The 15,081-nt window shown below is 53.7% G+C and carries 15 protein-coding genes and 1 other RNA gene; 7 read left to right on the top strand and 9 right to left on the bottom strand.

Annotated features, from left to right (window positions below):
- Nucleotides 1-48 precede the first annotated feature (48 nt).
- The 3 genes from dnaJ to grpE all read right to left on the bottom strand — a co-directional run bounded on the left by dnaJ (nt 49) and on the right by grpE (nt 4,003).
- Nucleotides 49-1,200 carry a molecular chaperone DnaJ gene (dnaJ, locus tag FKN99_RS09305; RefSeq protein WP_172117607.1) on the bottom strand — a complete coding sequence of 384 codons (1,152 nt, stop codon included), beginning with the start codon at nt 1,198-1,200 and terminating at the stop codon, nt 49-51.
- A gap of 111 nt (nt 1,201-1,311) precedes the next feature.
- Nucleotides 1,312-3,243: a molecular chaperone DnaK gene (dnaK, locus tag FKN99_RS09310; RefSeq protein WP_172117608.1), complete on the bottom strand. Its 1,932-nt coding sequence runs from the start codon at nt 3,241-3,243 to the stop codon at nt 1,312-1,314.
- A gap of 130 nt (nt 3,244-3,373) precedes the next feature.
- The gene (gene grpE / locus FKN99_RS09315) at nt 3,374-4,003 is read right to left on the bottom strand and encodes a nucleotide exchange factor GrpE (RefSeq protein ID WP_172117609.1); all 630 of its coding nucleotides are present in this window, start codon (nt 4,001-4,003) and stop codon (nt 3,374-3,376) included.
- 222 nt (nt 4,004-4,225) lie between these two features.
- Between grpE and recN the strand changes: the two genes are divergently transcribed.
- A complete protein-coding gene (gene recN, locus FKN99_RS09320; RefSeq protein ID WP_172117610.1) occupies nt 4,226-5,899 on the top strand; it encodes a DNA repair protein RecN in 1,674 nt (557 codons plus the stop codon).
- A gap of 124 nt (nt 5,900-6,023) precedes the next feature.
- Here the strand turns inward: recN and fur are convergent, their stop codons facing one another.
- Nucleotides 6,024-6,476: a ferric iron uptake transcriptional regulator gene (gene fur, locus FKN99_RS09325; RefSeq protein ID WP_172117611.1), complete on the bottom strand. Its 453-nt coding sequence runs from the start codon at nt 6,474-6,476 to the stop codon at nt 6,024-6,026.
- 72 nt (nt 6,477-6,548) lie between these two features.
- Between fur and FKN99_RS09330 the strand changes: the two genes are divergently transcribed.
- A complete protein-coding gene (locus FKN99_RS09330; RefSeq protein ID WP_172117792.1) occupies nt 6,549-7,019 on the top strand; it encodes an outer membrane protein assembly factor BamE in 471 nt (156 codons plus the stop codon).
- Nucleotides 7,020-7,024: 5 nt separating this feature from the next.
- On the opposite strand, the gene FKN99_RS09335 is transcribed toward FKN99_RS09330, so the two are convergent.
- Nucleotides 7,025-7,336, bottom strand: coding sequence for an RnfH family protein (locus FKN99_RS09335; protein WP_172117612.1), 312 nt, complete (start codon nt 7,334-7,336; stop codon nt 7,025-7,027).
- Nucleotides 7,326-7,760 carry a type II toxin-antitoxin system RatA family toxin gene (locus FKN99_RS09340; protein WP_087108740.1) on the bottom strand — a complete coding sequence of 145 codons (435 nt, stop codon included), beginning with the start codon at nt 7,758-7,760 and terminating at the stop codon, nt 7,326-7,328. Before FKN99_RS09340 ends, FKN99_RS09335 begins: the two co-directional genes overlap by 11 nt.
- Before the next feature lie 126 nt (nt 7,761-7,886).
- Between FKN99_RS09340 and smpB the strand changes: the two genes are divergently transcribed.
- A complete protein-coding gene (gene smpB / locus FKN99_RS09345) occupies nt 7,887-8,378 on the top strand; it encodes an SsrA-binding protein SmpB (protein WP_087108742.1) in 492 nt (163 codons plus the stop codon).
- A 45-nt stretch (nt 8,379-8,423) separates the two neighbouring features.
- Nucleotides 8,424-8,802, top strand: a transfer-messenger RNA (tmRNA) gene (gene ssrA / locus FKN99_RS09350).
- Nucleotides 8,803-8,867: 65 nt separating this feature from the next.
- On the opposite strand, the gene FKN99_RS09355 is transcribed toward ssrA, so the two are convergent.
- Nucleotides 8,868-9,266 carry a lysozyme inhibitor LprI family protein gene (locus FKN99_RS09355; protein WP_172117613.1) on the bottom strand — a complete coding sequence of 133 codons (399 nt, stop codon included), beginning with the start codon at nt 9,264-9,266 and terminating at the stop codon, nt 8,868-8,870.
- 150 nt (nt 9,267-9,416) lie between these two features.
- A complete protein-coding gene (locus FKN99_RS09360) occupies nt 9,417-10,106 on the bottom strand; it encodes a ZinT family metal-binding protein (protein WP_172117614.1) in 690 nt (229 codons plus the stop codon).
- 366 nt (nt 10,107-10,472) lie between these two features.
- Between FKN99_RS09360 and FKN99_RS09365 the strand changes: the two genes are divergently transcribed.
- From FKN99_RS09365 to FKN99_RS09375, 3 genes are all read left to right on the top strand, one after another.
- A complete protein-coding gene (locus FKN99_RS09365; RefSeq protein WP_172117615.1) occupies nt 10,473-11,498 on the top strand; it encodes a CNNM domain-containing protein in 1,026 nt (341 codons plus the stop codon).
- A 123-nt stretch (nt 11,499-11,621) separates the two neighbouring features.
- Complete coding sequence (locus tag FKN99_RS09370; protein ID WP_172117793.1) at nt 11,622-12,581, top strand: calcium/sodium antiporter; 960 nt, start codon at nt 11,622-11,624, stop codon at nt 12,579-12,581.
- Nucleotides 12,582-12,640: 59 nt separating this feature from the next.
- Nucleotides 12,641-13,186 (top strand): hypothetical protein, encoded by a 546-nt coding sequence (locus FKN99_RS09375; protein WP_172117616.1) that lies wholly within the window; start codon nt 12,641-12,643, stop codon nt 13,184-13,186.
- A 29-nt stretch (nt 13,187-13,215) separates the two neighbouring features.
- On the opposite strand, the gene FKN99_RS09380 is transcribed toward FKN99_RS09375, so the two are convergent.
- Nucleotides 13,216-15,006, bottom strand: a complete 1,791-nt coding sequence (locus FKN99_RS09380) for a TRAP transporter permease (protein ID WP_172117617.1) — start codon at nt 15,004-15,006, stop codon at nt 13,216-13,218.
- Between the last annotated feature and the right edge of the window lie 75 nt (nt 15,007-15,081).

Below are 15,081 nucleotides of genomic sequence, written 5' to 3' on the forward strand. Positions count from 1 at the left end.
CTACGGAACCTAACATTGTACAATTACGTTAGGGCAGTCACACCAATATCAGGACTTCATCTCTTCAAAGAACTTCTTCACGCTGTCGAAGAAGCCAGTTTTCTTGGGTGAATGGCTATTGCTGCCTTCCAGGCTTTCCTGGAATTTACGCAGCAAATCGCGCTGTTCTTCACCCAGGTTGACCGGGGTTTCGATAACGACTTTGCAGAGCAGGTCGCCCGGCGCACCACCGCGCACTGGTTTGACACCTTTGCCGCGTAGACGGAAGAGTTTGCCGGTTTGCGTCTCCGGTGGAATCTTCAGCTTCACACGGCCATCAAGCGTGGGCACTTCAAGCTCGCCACCCAGCGCGGCATCAACAAAGTTGATCGGTACGTCGCAGTGCAGGTTTTTACCATCGCGCTGGAAGATATGGTGCGCTTTGATAGAAACCTGAACGTAAAGGTCGCCCGCTGGGCCACCATTAACGCCGCTTTCGCCTTCGCCGTTCAGACGAATGCGATCACCGGTATCAACACCCGGCGGAATCTTCACAGAGAGCGTACGCGTTTCACGCACACGGCCTTCGCCGTTACATTTGTGGCACGGCACTTTGATGTGCTGGCCGCTACCGTGACAGGTCGGGCAGGTTTGCTGTACTGCGAAAAAGCCCTGCTGCATACGCACTTGGCCGTGGCCATGACACGTGGGGCAGGTTTCCTTGGAAGAACCTGGCTCAGCGCCATCGCCATCACAGCGGTCACACTCAATGTGGCGTGGCACACGGATGTCGACAGTGGTACCGGCTACCGCACTCTCAAGGTCCAACTCCAGGTTGTAGCGAAGGTCGGAGCCACGTGCGGGCGCATTAGGACCACGACGGCGGCCGCCGCCCGCGCCACCGAAAATATCACCAAACACATCGCCGAAGATGTCGCTAAAGTCACCCGCGCCACCACCACCGAAACCGCCGCCGCCAAAGCCACCGCCCTGGCCATCAACACCGGCATGACCAAACTGGTCGTACGCCGCACGTTTTTCGCCATCGCTAAGCACTTCGTAAGCTTCTGACACTTCGCGGAATTTTTCCGAGGCAGTATCATCGTCCGGGTTTCGATCAGGGTGGAATTTTTGCGCCAGGCGGCGGTAGGCCTTTTTGATCTCTTTCTGATCGGCCCCTTTATCGACACCCAGGACTTCGTAATAATCGCGTTTGGACATGGGTCCTACGCCTCCTGGTTAACTATGCTCTTGATTAGGCGTCTTGACCGCGGAAACAGCAACGCGGGAGTCTCCTCCCGCGTTACCTTCTTCCTTGGTAGAAAGAGGATGTTACGACTGTTTTTTGTCGTCGTTGACTTCTTCGTACTCGGCGTCAACCACGTCATCTTCCTGCTTGGTGCTGGCATCCTCAGCACCTTCATCCGCCTGCTGAGCAGCTTCCGCCTGTTCGGCGTACATCTTCTGCGCCAACTGACCAGACGCTTCGGTCAGTGCATCCAGTTTCTTCTGGATGTTGTCCGTGTCGTCAGTCTTGACGGCTTCTTCCAGCTCGCTGATCGCGGTTTCGATGGCCTGTTTCTCATCATCCGTCGCTTTGTCGCCCGCTTCTTGAACGGTTTTGCGCGTTGCGTGGATCATGCCGTCGGCCTGGTTACGCAGCTGTACCAACGCTTCGAATTTTTTATCTTCGTCAGCGTGGGCTTCAGCGTCGCGTACCATTTGATCGATCTCTTCATCCGTCAGACCGCTGGACGCTTTAATGACAATCGACTGCTCTTTACCGGTCGCTTTGTCTTTGGCAGAAACGTTCAGAATACCGTTGGCATCCAGGTCAAACGCCACTTCGATCTGCGGAACACCGCGCGGCGCAGGCGGAATATCAGACAAGTCGAAACGACCGAGCGACTTGTTCTGCGTCACTTGCTTACGCTCACCTTGAACGACGTGAATGGTCACGGCCGTCTGGTTATCATCCGCCGTGGAGAAGGTTTGCGTCTTCTTCGTCGGGATGGTGGTGTTCTTGTCGATCAACGGCGTCATCACGCCGCCCATTGTTTCGATACCCAGAGTCAGCGGGGTAACGTCCAGCAGCAGTACGTCTTTCACGTCGCCGCCCAGAACGCCACCTTGAATCGCTGCACCTACGGCAACCGCTTCGTCAGGGTTAACATCTTTACGCGCTTCTTTACCGAAGAAATCAGCGGCTTTCTGTTGCACCATCGGCATACGTGTCTGGCCACCGACCAGGATCACTTCGTCGATTTCAGACGCAGACAGACCCGCATCTTTCAGCGCCATTTTGCAGGGCTCAAGTGAACGCTGAACCAGCTCTTCTACCAGCGATTCCAGCTTGGCACGAGTCACCTTAACGTTAAGGTGTTTCGGGCCAGTGTTGTCAGCCGTGATGTAGGGCAGGTTAACGTCGGTCTGCTGGGCGCTTGAAAGTTCAATTTTGGCTTTTTCAGCGGCTTCTTTCAGACGCTGCATGGCCAGGTTGTCACCCGACAGATCAATACCGCTGTCAGACTTGAACTGGTCGACCAGGTAGTTGATCAGCGCCAGATCGAAGTCTTCGCCGCCCAGGAAGGTATCGCCATTGGTGGCGAGTACTTCAAACTGGGTTTCGCCTTCAACGTCGGCAATTTCGATGATCGAGATATCGAACGTACCGCCACCCAAGTCATAAACGGCGATGGTTTTATCACCGCGTGACTTGTCCATACCGTAGGCGAGTGCGGCTGCGGTCGGCTCGTTGATAATACGCTTAACGTCCAGACCCGCGATGCGACCTGCATCTTTAGTGGCCTGACGCTGGCTGTCGTTGAAGTAAGCCGGTACGGTGATAACCGCTTCCGTTACCGCTTCGCCGAGGTAATCTTCGGCGGTTTTCTTCATTTTCTTCAGCACTTCCGCACTTACTTGCGGCGGCGCCATTTTTTTACCTTTTACTTCTACCCACGCATCGCCGTTGTCAGCTTCAGCGATTTTGTAGGGCACCATCTTGATGTCTTTCTGAACAACGTCGTCTTTAAAGCGACGGCCGATCAGACGCTTGATGGCGTAAAGCGTGTTTTCCGGGTTGGTAACGGCTTGGCGCTTGGCGGCCTGGCCTACCAGAGTTTCGCCGTCATCGGTGTAAGCGATGATCGAAGGCGTGGTACGGCCACCTTCAGCATTCTCGATAACTTTAGCACTGTCGCCATCAAGTACTGCCACACAAGAGTTGGTAGTACCCAGGTCAATACCAATAATGCGTCCCATAGCAAAAACCTCGAATTCAGTTGTCTCAATACTTAAAACGTGTGCGGGATTTCCCCGCGGGTTGACCTTTATCTGGGGGCCGCCAGTGACTTTTCAAGGGCTTTTTTACGCTTTACGTCACTAAATCGGCTTAATTTGCCTTCTGACTGACCACGACCATCGCTGGGCGAACCAAACGACCATTGAGCAAGTAACCTTTCTGCATCACTTCCATTACGGTGTTGGGCTCAAGTTCGGGGTTCGGCACCATCGCCATGGCTTCGTGCACCTGGGGGTCAAAAGGCTCACCTTGGGGCTCAACGCTTTCAACACCAAACTTATTGAGCACCCCTAGCTGCATGTTGAGCGTCATGGAAACGCCCTCGCGGTGCGCCTCAGAGGCGTCGTCCTGCATGGATTCAAGCGCTTTTTCCAGGCTATCCACCACAGGCAGCAGCTCTTTTACAAATTTTTCCAAGGCAAACTTACGCGCCTTGTCTGCTTCCTGTTCGGCACGGCGGCGAACATTCTGCGCTTCAGCGGCGGCGCGCAACGCCTGGTCCTTGGCTTCTGCCAGGTTTTGCTCCAGCTCATTTACCTGAGCGGCGAGTACATCGGCCTCCGGGTCGGCGAAGCTGCCTTCAAGCGGCGCCTCGTCGTTAATCAGGCCTTCCAGCTCCCCATCAATCAAGCGCTCTTCAGACTCCTGGTCCCTCATATCGGCCTCACGCTGTTGGCGAGCGAGTTCGTCATCTAATGGAGTTTGCGGTTCTTTTGCCATGCCATGCTCCTCAAAAGGGTTCGGGCTTTTTCTGCCCAACACTGCTCATAAAAAATAATCAATAAATCAGTTTTAAAACAGCCTTAAACACGTATAGAGGCTATATGGGGGCCATAAAAGCCATCTCAAGAGGAGCATTGAAGTCAGTTATCGACTACTGTATAAAACAACATTTATTGGATAAGTATCCAGCTTCTGTGTCGCACCGCCTCAGGAGGCATCATGCTTACTCAGCTAGCGATTCAAGATTACGCCATTGTCGACCGCCTTGAGCTTGACCTGACCCACGGCATGACGGCCATCACGGGGGAAACAGGCGCAGGCAAATCCATTCTCCTAGGCGCACTGGGCCTGTGCCTTGGTGAGCGTGCCGATGCTGGCAGCGTGCGCCACGGCTGCGAGCGCACCGACCTATCGGCGCGTTTCGACATTCAACACCTGCCCGCCGCCGCCGAGTGGCTAACGGCCCGCGAGCTCCCCACCGACGAATGCCTACTGCGCCGTGTAGTGACCGCCAGTGGACGTTCAAAAGCATGGATTAACGGCCAGCCAGCGACCATTTCGGACTTAAAATCGCTTGGCGAGCAGCTCATTCAAATTCATGGCCAGCATGCCCATCAAGCGTTAATGCGTGAAGAGGTGCACCTGGCCCTGCTGGATGACTATGCCGGGCTGCGGGAGGCTCGCCAGCAACTGGCAGAAACCTTCCACGAATGGCGCAATGCGCGACGACGGCTTAAAAAGCTCAGTGAAGAAGGCAGTGAAGTAGAAGCCAAGCGCCAACTGCTGCGCTACCAGGTTGAAGAGCTGGACCAGCTGGGTCTGGGCGAAGGCGAACTACAGACGCTTGAAGAGGAGCAACTGACCCTTGCGCATGCCGAAGAGACGCTGCGTGAAACCCAGTTGGCTGCCGACTGCTGCGCCAGCGATGACGGCGGCGCGCTGTCGCTTCTTAATCAAGCTTATGCACACTTAAGCGCCCTACCGGGCAGCGATAAGGGCACACTTGCCAATACGCTCGCCATGCTCAGCGATGCGCGCATTCAGGTGGAAGAGGCCTCAAGCGAGTTGCAGCGCTTTGCCAGCAGCACCGAGCTCGACCCAGAGCGCCTGATGTGGGTGGAGGAGCGCTTGACGGATATACACCGCATTGCGCGCAAGCATCACGTCGCGCCTGAAGAAATTTACGCCCTGCATAGCACCCTTCAACGTGAAGTGGCTCAGCTGGAAGCCAGCGATGAGGACCTTGAAGCGCTGAGTGGGCAAGTCGCTGAGTATCGTGAGCGCTACCGCAGCGAAGCCAAGAAAATCAGCGATACCCGTCAAAAAGCTGCCCTGCGGCTGGGTAAAGAAGTTCAGCAGCAGCTGGCCTTTTTGGCCATGGGTAAGGCGCGCTTTGAAGTGGCCGTTGCTTCGCGTGAAACGCCTACGCCTGAGGGGCTGGATAGCGTACAGTTTTTGATCAGCGCCAACCCAGGCCAGCCTGCTCGCCCACTCGCCAAAGTTGCCTCTGGGGGTGAGCTTTCGCGTATCAGCCTGGCGATTCAGGTGGTGGCCGCCTCGCACTCGACGATTCCAAGCCTGGTGTTTGACGAGGTGGATGTGGGTATTTCAGGCGCCACGGCGGAAATTGTCGGCCAGTTACTGCGCAAGTTAGGCGAGAACGGCCAGGTCATGACCGTAACGCACCTGCCCCAGGTGGCCGCGCAGGCGCATCAGCACCTGCATATTGAAAAGCGTGCCAAGCGGGATACTACGCGTACCTATATGGCCTTGCTGGACGAGCGAGGCCGCATCAGCGAGCTTGCGCGCATGCTAGGCGGAGTGACGCTCTCTGACCAAACACTGGCTCATGCCCAGGAAATGCTGCATGCCAGCCAGCGCCCGCCTCATTAAGAGCTTTCTCACATCACTATCTAATTAACGGCTACCACGCAAAATACCCCCATGCTGCTCCCTGTAGTAACAAGGAGCGGCATGAGGGTTTGCATCACGGCCAAAACAGGTTTTGCGGGAAACCCTATTTTTTATTGATCGGCACGTTAACCTGGCGCGTTACGTCCGACCCGCGAGGGCGTACGTAAAGTACCAGAGCGTGATCGACAAGCTCGTAGCCGTGCTCTTCTGCAATTTCTTGCTGGCGTCGTTCAATGATGTCATCAAGAAACTCGATGATTTCACCACTTTCTAAACACACCATATGGTCGTGATGGTCTTCTTGCGTCATCTCAAAGACTGCGTGGCCACCGTCAAAATTATGACGAATTACCAAACCTGCTGATTCAAATTGCGTCAGCACGCGGTAAACGGTTGCCAAGCCAACATCCTCGCCCGCATCAATCAGTGTTTTATACACTTCTTCTGCGCTAAGGTGGTGTTGACCCGAAGCATTTTCGAGAATCTGAAGGATCTTGACGCGCGGCAGGGTCACTTTCAGCCCGGCTTTGCGCAGTTCATGGTTCTGATCGGCCATGGTTGCTCTTCGCAGTAACAGGTTAGGTCGGGTATGATCGACCGAAACCACGATAGTGAAGAACAGGTCCAAATGCAAAAATTGACTCGCATCATTACGCTTTCCGTTGCCCTTACTGTTGTAAGTGGCTGTAGTTACGTCGGTGTTTACAAACGTGACATCCCTCAAGGCAATCTGGTAACCGAAGAAATGGTTAGCCAGCTTCAGCCGGGCATGACGCAGGAGCAGGTCACCTACGTTATGGGCCGCCCTTTGTTGGAAGCCCCGTTTGATTCAAACCAGTGGGATTACGTCTATCGATTGGACGAAGCGTACGGTGGCGTTGTACAGCGACGCGTCACACTTACCTTTGACCCGATGGGCCGCTTAGCCAATGTGCAGCAGCAGGGCGATTTTTCCACCGATCTTTCGCTAAGCACCGACACCAGCCTAGGGCCTGCCGTTGAAGGTGCTGACCCGCTGAATGCGCTTCCCCAGGAGAATGTAAGCACGCAAACACCGGAGACAGCACCCGCGCCTCAGCCCGTATTGCGCGCTGAGTAACAGCGTTACTGGCCGCTTGCTTGGCGTTTGGCACGTTCCAGGCGGGCAGCTTTAGGGTCGATCTCAAGCGGGCGATAGACTTCGACACGATCCCCGGTGCGCAATGTGTGCGTCTCGGGGTTGCGTAGCGCTTTGCCAAAAATACCCAGCGGCGCCTTGCTGAACGTGTCTTCGGGCAACTCCGGAAATAGTTGAGGCAGGTTGGCAAGTGCTACCGCCTGCCGGGCAGTGGTGCCCTCAGGCACTTCCAGCGCCACCAGGCGCTGTTTGGCAGGCAACGCAAAGGCAACCTCTACTTGAAGGCGATCACCGCCCATACAGCTCATCAGCACGCTTAGTGAAGGCATCGACCAATTGACCGGCGATTTGCTGGAACAATCGACCAAAGGCCATGCTGAGCAGGCGGCTGGCAAACTCAAACTCCATTTCCAGACTCACCTTGCAAGCATCATCTCCCATCGGAGTGAACCGCCAGTGGCCTTTCAAGCGCTTAAATGGCCCTTTTACCAGCGACATCTCGATTTGCTCGGGGGCAAACAGGTCGTTACGTGTAGTGATCGTTTGCTCTATCCCCGCACGGCCCAGCGTCATTTCCCCAATTAAATGGGTGGCGTCACGCTCTACCAGACGCGCCTGACGACAGCCTGGTAAAAACTCGGGGTAGTGTTCGAAATCGTTGACCAGATCGAACATTTGCTGGGGGGTGTGCCGCACCAGGGCGGAACGATTGACGGTTGGCATTGACCTCTCCGCTGACTTCACAGTGCCCAAAGCGTATCATGGGAAACATTTATTCAGACCTTGAATGGTATCACGCCTCCCCATATAACGAAGGGGGTGCCACCGACAGATTATAGATGAGGTTTCATGGCCACTAAGAAAGGTAACAGCAAGGGCCCCGGCAGCAGCGTTATTGCCCAGAACAAGAAGGCAAGATTCGAATACCATATCGATGAGACCTTTGAAGCAGGGTTGGCACTCGCCGGCTGGGAAGTCAAAAGCCTGCGTGCGGGTAAAGCTCAGCTTACCGACACCTACATTCTGGTGCGTAACGGCGAGGCCTTCCTGCTTGGCAGCCACATCATGCCGCTTAATACAGCAAGCACCCATGAAATTGCCGACCCTACCCGCACGCGCAAACTACTGCTGCATCGTAAAGAAATCGCCAAAATCTTTTCGATTACCCAAGACAAGGGCCACACCTGCGTGCCGCTCAAGCTTTACTGGAAGCGCAATAAAGTGAAGTGCGAATTGGCGCTAGTGACCGGTAAACAGCTGCATGACAAGCGGGCGACAGAAAAAGATCGTGACTGGAGCCGTCAAAAAGGACGAATTATGCGGGAACATAACAAGGCTTAACTGGTCAATCAGGTGTGAGCACGTTAGAATGCTCATCTGAAAGAAGGGGGCGACATGGTTTCGACGCCGGTGACAACCCTTGCGGTGCATGCCGAGAGCATGATGTATCTCGTAAATCCCACATCACGAAAAAATAGTCGCAAATGACGAAAACTACGCTCAAGGCGCGCTAGCAGCTTAAACTGTTAGCTTCTTGTCTGGCCCCAAGGTGATGTGCCTATTCATCATTGAGGGGATACGAGCTAAAGCTGATAGGACCGCGTTTGGTGGTGTCTTCTCGCCAAGCGTTAAACTTTAGAAGGCTCGCGTTGCTGAATCCTGATCGTCGGAGTCAGTGGCGTTAAAACAAATGACGAAATCTAAGCATGTAGAGCCAATAGGCGCGTGCTGGCGGACGCGGGTTCAATTCCCGCCGCCTCCACCAGACACCCCTACAAATCAAGCACCTAGCGGTGCTTTTTTTGTGTCTACAGCCAGCCTTTGCATTAGCTACCTTACACAGCTAAGGTCGCCCTCTTCGCAGCTGGCATGCTCTTGCAGGCTTTGCGTACGTGCTTTGGTGAGCGCTTCAAGGCAGCCATTACGTACCATGGGCTGGGCGCTCCCCCCTTCGACCGCGCTACTCTCGAACGCACATTCGGCGTCACGAAAATCAATCCACTTGCGCTGGGCCACTCTGAGCTTCTCAAGCGATAAAGCATTATTCTCAAGCCTTCCAATCAATGCCTGATAAGCCTCATTAAGCGCATCATCGGCCGCTTGATACGTTTTCGCTGAACACTGCGTCATTTCCGCTTGGGTTTCAGGGCTAACACACTCTTCATTAGCGCTTACCAAGCCGCTGAAGATCAAAATCCCCATGCCTGCCCATCGTGAAAGTAGTCGCATCGTCGTACCTATTCTGGTGGATAAAGCCAACGTGGTAACAAGAACGCTACCTGCCTTACAGGTTAGCCTCTTTTTCATGCGCCCATAACGGCAAAACGCCAGCATTTCTGCTGGCGCCCGTCGACTAGCTATAAAAAAAGTGGCTCGACCTTAATGAGCGGTCATTTCTTCAGCGATTTCATTACCGTCTAAATCGGACGGGTAGTAGGTCGGCCAGTGAGAGACTTCTTCCAGCAGTGCTTCGCGATCATTGCCCCAGTAAAGGTGAAAGTGATGCGCGTCGGTTGGGTAGATAGCGTGGTCGCTGAATTGAATGTACTGAGGAAGATTTTCAGCGCTCTCACCCTCTAACTCGAAAATAAACCGCACGCCACGATTGCCTGCGTCGTAGGTTAAAATCTCGTAACCGTCGTATTGATACTCGCCCGTACTCTCTTCGCCGTTTTCGTAGAAGGTAATGTTATTGCCTTCAATAATGATACGGTCAACCGCTGTTTGGTAACCGGTGTCGTAGTACTCCTTGTACTCTTCAGCCGTTTTATCGCCATGCTCAGCTTTATGAGCAAACACCGCATCCAGCGTGCCATCCTCTAGATAGGGATAAACGGACTGCCAATCACCTTCCCAGTCGGAAAGTGAACGGTCCGCTACCTGGTCATCACTGAAATGCCCGGAATAAATATCACTACGGTGGTCGTGCGAATGGTCATGGGAGTGGTCGTGTGAATGATCATGGTCGTGGTGTTCATGCTTGTCATCTGCAACCACCGGCTGAATACCCGCCAATGCCAGCAAGCTGATGGCTAATGCGCTGAGTGCTTTTGATGAAAGTAATGGCATCTTTCAGACTTCCTTTTTCAGAGAATGAATGGTTTTTAAATCAACACAAAAGATACATTATAACATAACATCAATCAAACAAAGCATGTTGGCCTGAAACGATAAAGCACCTAACGCTTCTTGGCGGCAAGTGGGTCGACCATCATCGTACCGGCCGTGCCAGATCCAACAAGCACAACGGAGCCATTATCACTAGCCAATCAGTCGCCAAACTTGGTCGAAGTAAAAATTATTTTCGAAGAGGTTATACATTATATAGCTTTTATTAAAACAACATAAATTAGAAGTCGGCGCCATTTCATTGACAGTCAAAACAGCTTAACTATAAAGAGCTTAACGCTCTCTTTATCTGGCGAGACATTATATATGGTGCTCTTAACAATCATTGTTATTTTAACTATTTCAGCTTCTTTCCTTTGTTCGATACTTGAAGCCTCATTGCTGTCAATTACACCAAGCTATATTGCTCAGCTTAAAGAAGAGCGTCCTAAATTACATAAAGCACTTGATACATTAAAAGCCAACATCGACCGCCCGCTTGCGGCCATTTTAACGCTTAACACTATCGCCAATACGGCGGGCGCGACGGGGATAGGCGCTCAGGTAGCCGCTGTATTTGGGGATGTTTATGTCGCTGTTGCCTCGGCAGTTATGACCATTCTCATTCTGGTATTTTCAGAAATTATTCCTAAAACGTTAGGTGCCAACTACTGGCGCCGTTTGGCTCCTTTTCTGCCTCCTATTTTAAATACCTTAATGGTGGTGTTAATGCCCTTTATCTGGCTATCAAAAATGATTACTCAACGGCTGGGTGAGGCAGATGAAGGCATCGATGTGCGCAGTGAAATAAAAGTATTAGCGCGCGCAGGTCTGGAGGAAAAAGTGATGGATAATGATGAAACACGCACGATCACTAATATCCTTAATCTGCATGAAATTCCGGTGACCAAGGCGATGACACCACGCGCCGTCAGTGAAACGGTCACCCCAGAAATGACGGTGAGCGCTTTCGATGAGCGCTTCGGCAAGCTCTCTTTTACGCGCTACCCTGTGATGGATGCAAACGAGCAGGCGTTAGGCTATGTACATAAGCTTGATGTTTATCACGCCGAGCCAGGCCAAACCATGCAAACGTTAATGCACCCAATGGGGAGCATCGCCGATAGCGCAAGCGTTGAGCAGGTATTTACCGACATGCTAACCAGCCGTCACCATATGCGTGTGATCCATGATGAACATGGGACATGGCTTGGCATTATTACCCTTGAAGACGTTATCGAAACGATTCTGGGGCAGGATATTGTAGATGAAACGGATAAAATTCAGAATCTTAGAAACCATGCAAAGCAGCGTTGGCTCAAGCAAGTAACGTCCGATACGCCCCTTCACTAGCTGACCCTTAGCGAATATTTTAACCCCCTATGGCTGAAAAATAATGTGTCTCGCCACGCACCGAGTTTATGCTTATAGTCACTAACAATAAGCGCTTAGGCTACATGGTGGAGGCCCTTTATGCTGCTTTATGGACTGAGTTTATTAGCCGGCATCGTGCTTTTAACGCTAGGTGGCGAAGGATTGATTCGCGGCGCCGTCGCCGGGGCCAAACGGCTGGGCGTATCACCGCTGTTTACCGGATTGGTGATTGTCGGCTTTGGTACCTCATCGCCTGAACTGGTGGTCTCGATCCATGCCGCCATGAACCAGCAGCCCGACATTGCGATTGGCAATGTGGTCGGCAGCAATATCGGCAATATCTTGTTGATTCTGGGCCTTTGTGCGCTTATCTGCCCACTGACCACCCAGCCCCAAGCGCTTAAGCGCGATGGGTTGGTAATGATGCTCGCCACTGGGCTGTTTATTCTTTTAGCGTTTAACGGCAGCCTGGGGCGTTTCGATGCAGCGGTGCTACTCGCAAGCCTGGCGGCTTATCTGGTATGGGCCTACCGCAGCGAAAGCGGCCAGCACTCCCCTTCTGCCGAGCTACACACGGCCGAGGCAGAGGAAGTGACCCAACTGCCCAGCAGCACGCTGTTTATCGTGGTGGCTTTAATCGGCGGGCTGGCTCTACTGATCGGCGGCTCCCAATTGCTGCTTTATGGCGCCGTCGGCATTGCTCAGGCGCTGGGTATTTCTGAAGCGGTTATCGGGCTTACCATCGTGGCTATCGGCACCTCACTACCTGAACTCGCGGTATCGGTGATCGCGGCGCTGCGGCGTCATGCCGATGTGGCAGTAGGCAACATTCTGGGCAGCAATATCTTTAATTTACTCGGCATACTGGGCATCTCCGCCTTTCTTCAGCCGCTACCGCTTGTTGAGCGCATGGCATCCTTTGACCAGTGGGTAATGCTGGGCGCCTCTGCGCTGCTGATTGCTTTCCTCTATACCGGTCTACGCTTATCGCGTGGTGAGGGGTTATTGCTCCTGGTAGGATATATAGCGTATTTAACGGCCAGTTTTACGGTGATTAGTTAGGCTTTTTACGACAACGGCTTGCGCTCGACCATACGGCGTTAACGGCATAAGGAAGCACAATGATCCTTGGTACTCTGGGGCCTGAAGGCAACAATCATGCGTTGATTGCTGGGCACTATCTCAAGCGTCGGGCACCGCAAGGCGGCCAATGCATTTTCTTCGATACGTTTGAGGCGGCTTTCGAGGCACTGCTGGCCGGTGAGCTAACCCATGTACTGCAATGTACGGCCCACTTCAGCCATGCCGACTGCGTAGGTCGCTATATGCATCGCGCTTTTCCAGTCGATACGTTTATTGCGGGCAGTAAGCCGCTGGCGCTGCTCGCCCGTCGTGATGTTGCCGAACCAGAGCACATCGCGCTTCAGCCTGCCACGCGTTACTACACTGATTTAAGCGCGTTCAAGACGATCATTGAGGCACCGACAACCGTCGACGTTGCCAATGGGTTGATTGAAGGTCGTTATCAGGCCGGTATTTGTGCAGAAGAAGCACTGGCCCAGGCACCTGACACGCTAACCTTGGTACGCTCGCTAGGACCGGCCATTGATAGCTGGGTTATCTACGCCACCGAAGCGCTGAATGAGGGTTCGCCGCTGTATTTATAGCGTGCATTGGCAGCGGCGAACCCGGCAAGCTAGAGTGCGAAGATAATCAGCGCGCCCACCACCACAAGCGCCAAGCGCAGCCAGAGCGCTTTATGGGCAATGATGCCAAAGGAGATCGCCCCCAAGCCAACGGCCACCTTGGCGGTATCGAACAGCGCACCAGCGGGGTCAAAGGCAAGCCGAATCATGTCAGGATTAGCGACCATTGCTAACGGAATGATATAAAGCCCAATGCCCAGCGCCATGGCCTTCAGCGCTACCTTAAGCCAGTTCTCTCCCACCATGCCCGCCGCGATAAAGACACCACCACACACCGGCGGTGTAATCGTCGACAGTAGCGCATACCAGAAGACAAACAAGTGCGCGAGGAGCGGCTCAAGCCCAAGCGATGTCAGTGCAGGTCCCGCCACTGAGACACAGATGACATAGGCGGCCGTGGTGGGGACTTCCATGCCCAGAATCAAACACGCCAGTGCCGTCAACAACAGCGCAGGCCACAGCATATCGTTGGAAAGCGACAGGATACCGGAGGTAATTTTCACCCCAAGCCCGGTCAGCGAAAGCACGCCTATCACCAGCGAGGCGCAAATAATAATCGCGCCAATCATCGCAATCTGCCGCCCAGCGGTCACCATGGCAAGCATAAACCGGGTTATAAAACCGGAAAGAGAAAAACGCAGTGTGACGTTAAAAAACAGCAGGGCCAAACTGGCGAAAATGGCAATGCTCGCTGCATACTGAGGGGTGTATCCGCTGATAAAAATACACGCCAGTAGCAACACAAACGGGACCGCAAAAAACAGTGAGGTAATCAACACCTCTTTACGACTGGGCTGATCGCTTTTATCCAAAGGCTGCAAATCATGCCGAGTCGCGTAAGCATTAATCCCCATCCAGACCGTTAGAAAGTAAAGAAACGCCGGTAAAACAGCCGCCGCCATAATCTGTGTGTAGGGGGTTCCAGTGAGCTCCACCATGACGAAAGCCCCCGCTCCCATCAAGGGCGGCATGATTTGCCCACCCGAGGAGGCCACGGCTTCCACCGCCCCTGCCAGGGATTTCGGATAACGCAAACGCACCATGGAAGGAATGGTAATGGCCCCGGTAGACGCCACATTGGCGGAGGCCGACCCGGAAATGGACCCCATCAGCGCCGAAGAGATCACCGAGACTTTAGCCGCGCCACCGGTTAATCGGCCCGCCACAGCACTTGCCAGATTCATAAACCCTTGGCCTGCCTCGCCCGCGTTAAGCACCGCGCCAAAAATAACGAAAATCGCGACGACGCCCACACTGACACCAGTAAGCGACCCCCACAGCCCGCCTTCGGCAATGGTCAGCGAGCCCACCATGCTTGGCAGGGGAATACCTGGGTGACCAAACGTGCCGGGCACATACTGTCCAAAAGCGCCATACAGCAAAGCGAGCAACGCAACCAACGGTAAGGGCCAGCCGATAGCACGGCGCGCCGCTTCAAGCGCCAGAGCGATCAAAAAAAGCCCAATTCCCATCTGCAGATGGCTATCGATAAAACCGTACTGGTTGGCCAGTGATGCTTCGTTAAGGGCGATATAGCCACAGGCCGCCACACCAAGTAGTGTCAACACCCAGCCGCTCGCCCGCTGCCAAGGCGTTTTAGCCATAAATATCAGCACCCAGGGCAGCAGTAATGCCATATGCAGCGGTCGACTAATTAACGCAGGCGTTAACCCGTAAAAGATAAGCCCCATGTGGAAAACCACGCTTAAGGTGCCCAGCGCTACCCAGCCACGCGCAGCGGGCGCCTCGTCGTCTAGCGTCGAAGTTGAAAAAAGTGTCATGCCCTATGCCTATCAGAAACGAGTCAACAACAAATAGCGACGCCACGAAGCGGACCTCGTGGCGTCGGCACTGCC

This window comes from Halomonas hibernica (assembly GCF_013183775.1).
Lineage (GTDB): Bacteria > Pseudomonadota > Gammaproteobacteria > Pseudomonadales > Halomonadaceae > Vreelandella > Vreelandella citrativorans.

Bases quoted from the DNA above. Each gene is read 5' to 3' on its own strand.
- recN (WP_172117610.1), top strand. From the start codon at position 4,226: ATGCTTACTCAGCTAGCGATTCAAGATTACGCCATTGTCGACCGCCTT.
- FKN99_RS09355 (WP_172117613.1), bottom strand. From the start codon at position 9,266: ATGCGACTACTTTCACGATGGGCAGGCATGGGGATTTTGATCTTCAGC.
- dnaJ (WP_172117607.1), bottom strand. From the start codon at position 1,200: ATGTCCAAACGCGATTATTACGAAGTCCTGGGTGTCGATAAAGGGGCC.
- FKN99_RS09330 (WP_172117792.1), top strand. From the start codon at position 6,549: ATGCAAAAATTGACTCGCATCATTACGCTTTCCGTTGCCCTTACTGTT.
- dnaK (WP_172117608.1), bottom strand. From the start codon at position 3,243: ATGGGACGCATTATTGGTATTGACCTGGGTACTACCAACTCTTGTGTG.
- FKN99_RS09340 (WP_087108740.1), bottom strand. From the start codon at position 7,760: ATGCCAACCGTCAATCGTTCCGCCCTGGTGCGGCACACCCCCCAGCAA.
- fur (WP_172117611.1), bottom strand. From the start codon at position 6,476: ATGGCCGATCAGAACCATGAACTGCGCAAAGCCGGGCTGAAAGTGACC.
- FKN99_RS09335 (WP_172117612.1), bottom strand. From the start codon at position 7,336: ATGGGCGGTGATCGCCTTCAAGTAGAGGTTGCCTTTGCGTTGCCTGCC.
- FKN99_RS09360 (WP_172117614.1), bottom strand. From the start codon at position 10,106: ATGCCATTACTTTCATCAAAAGCACTCAGCGCATTAGCCATCAGCTTG.
- FKN99_RS09375 (WP_172117616.1), top strand. From the start codon at position 12,641: ATGATCCTTGGTACTCTGGGGCCTGAAGGCAACAATCATGCGTTGATT.
- FKN99_RS09380 (WP_172117617.1), bottom strand. From the start codon at position 15,006: ATGACACTTTTTTCAACTTCGACGCTAGACGACGAGGCGCCCGCTGCG.
- grpE (WP_172117609.1), bottom strand. From the start codon at position 4,003: ATGGCAAAAGAACCGCAAACTCCATTAGATGACGAACTCGCTCGCCAA.
- smpB (WP_087108742.1), top strand. From the start codon at position 7,887: ATGGCCACTAAGAAAGGTAACAGCAAGGGCCCCGGCAGCAGCGTTATT.
- FKN99_RS09365 (WP_172117615.1), top strand. From the start codon at position 10,473: ATGGTGCTCTTAACAATCATTGTTATTTTAACTATTTCAGCTTCTTTC.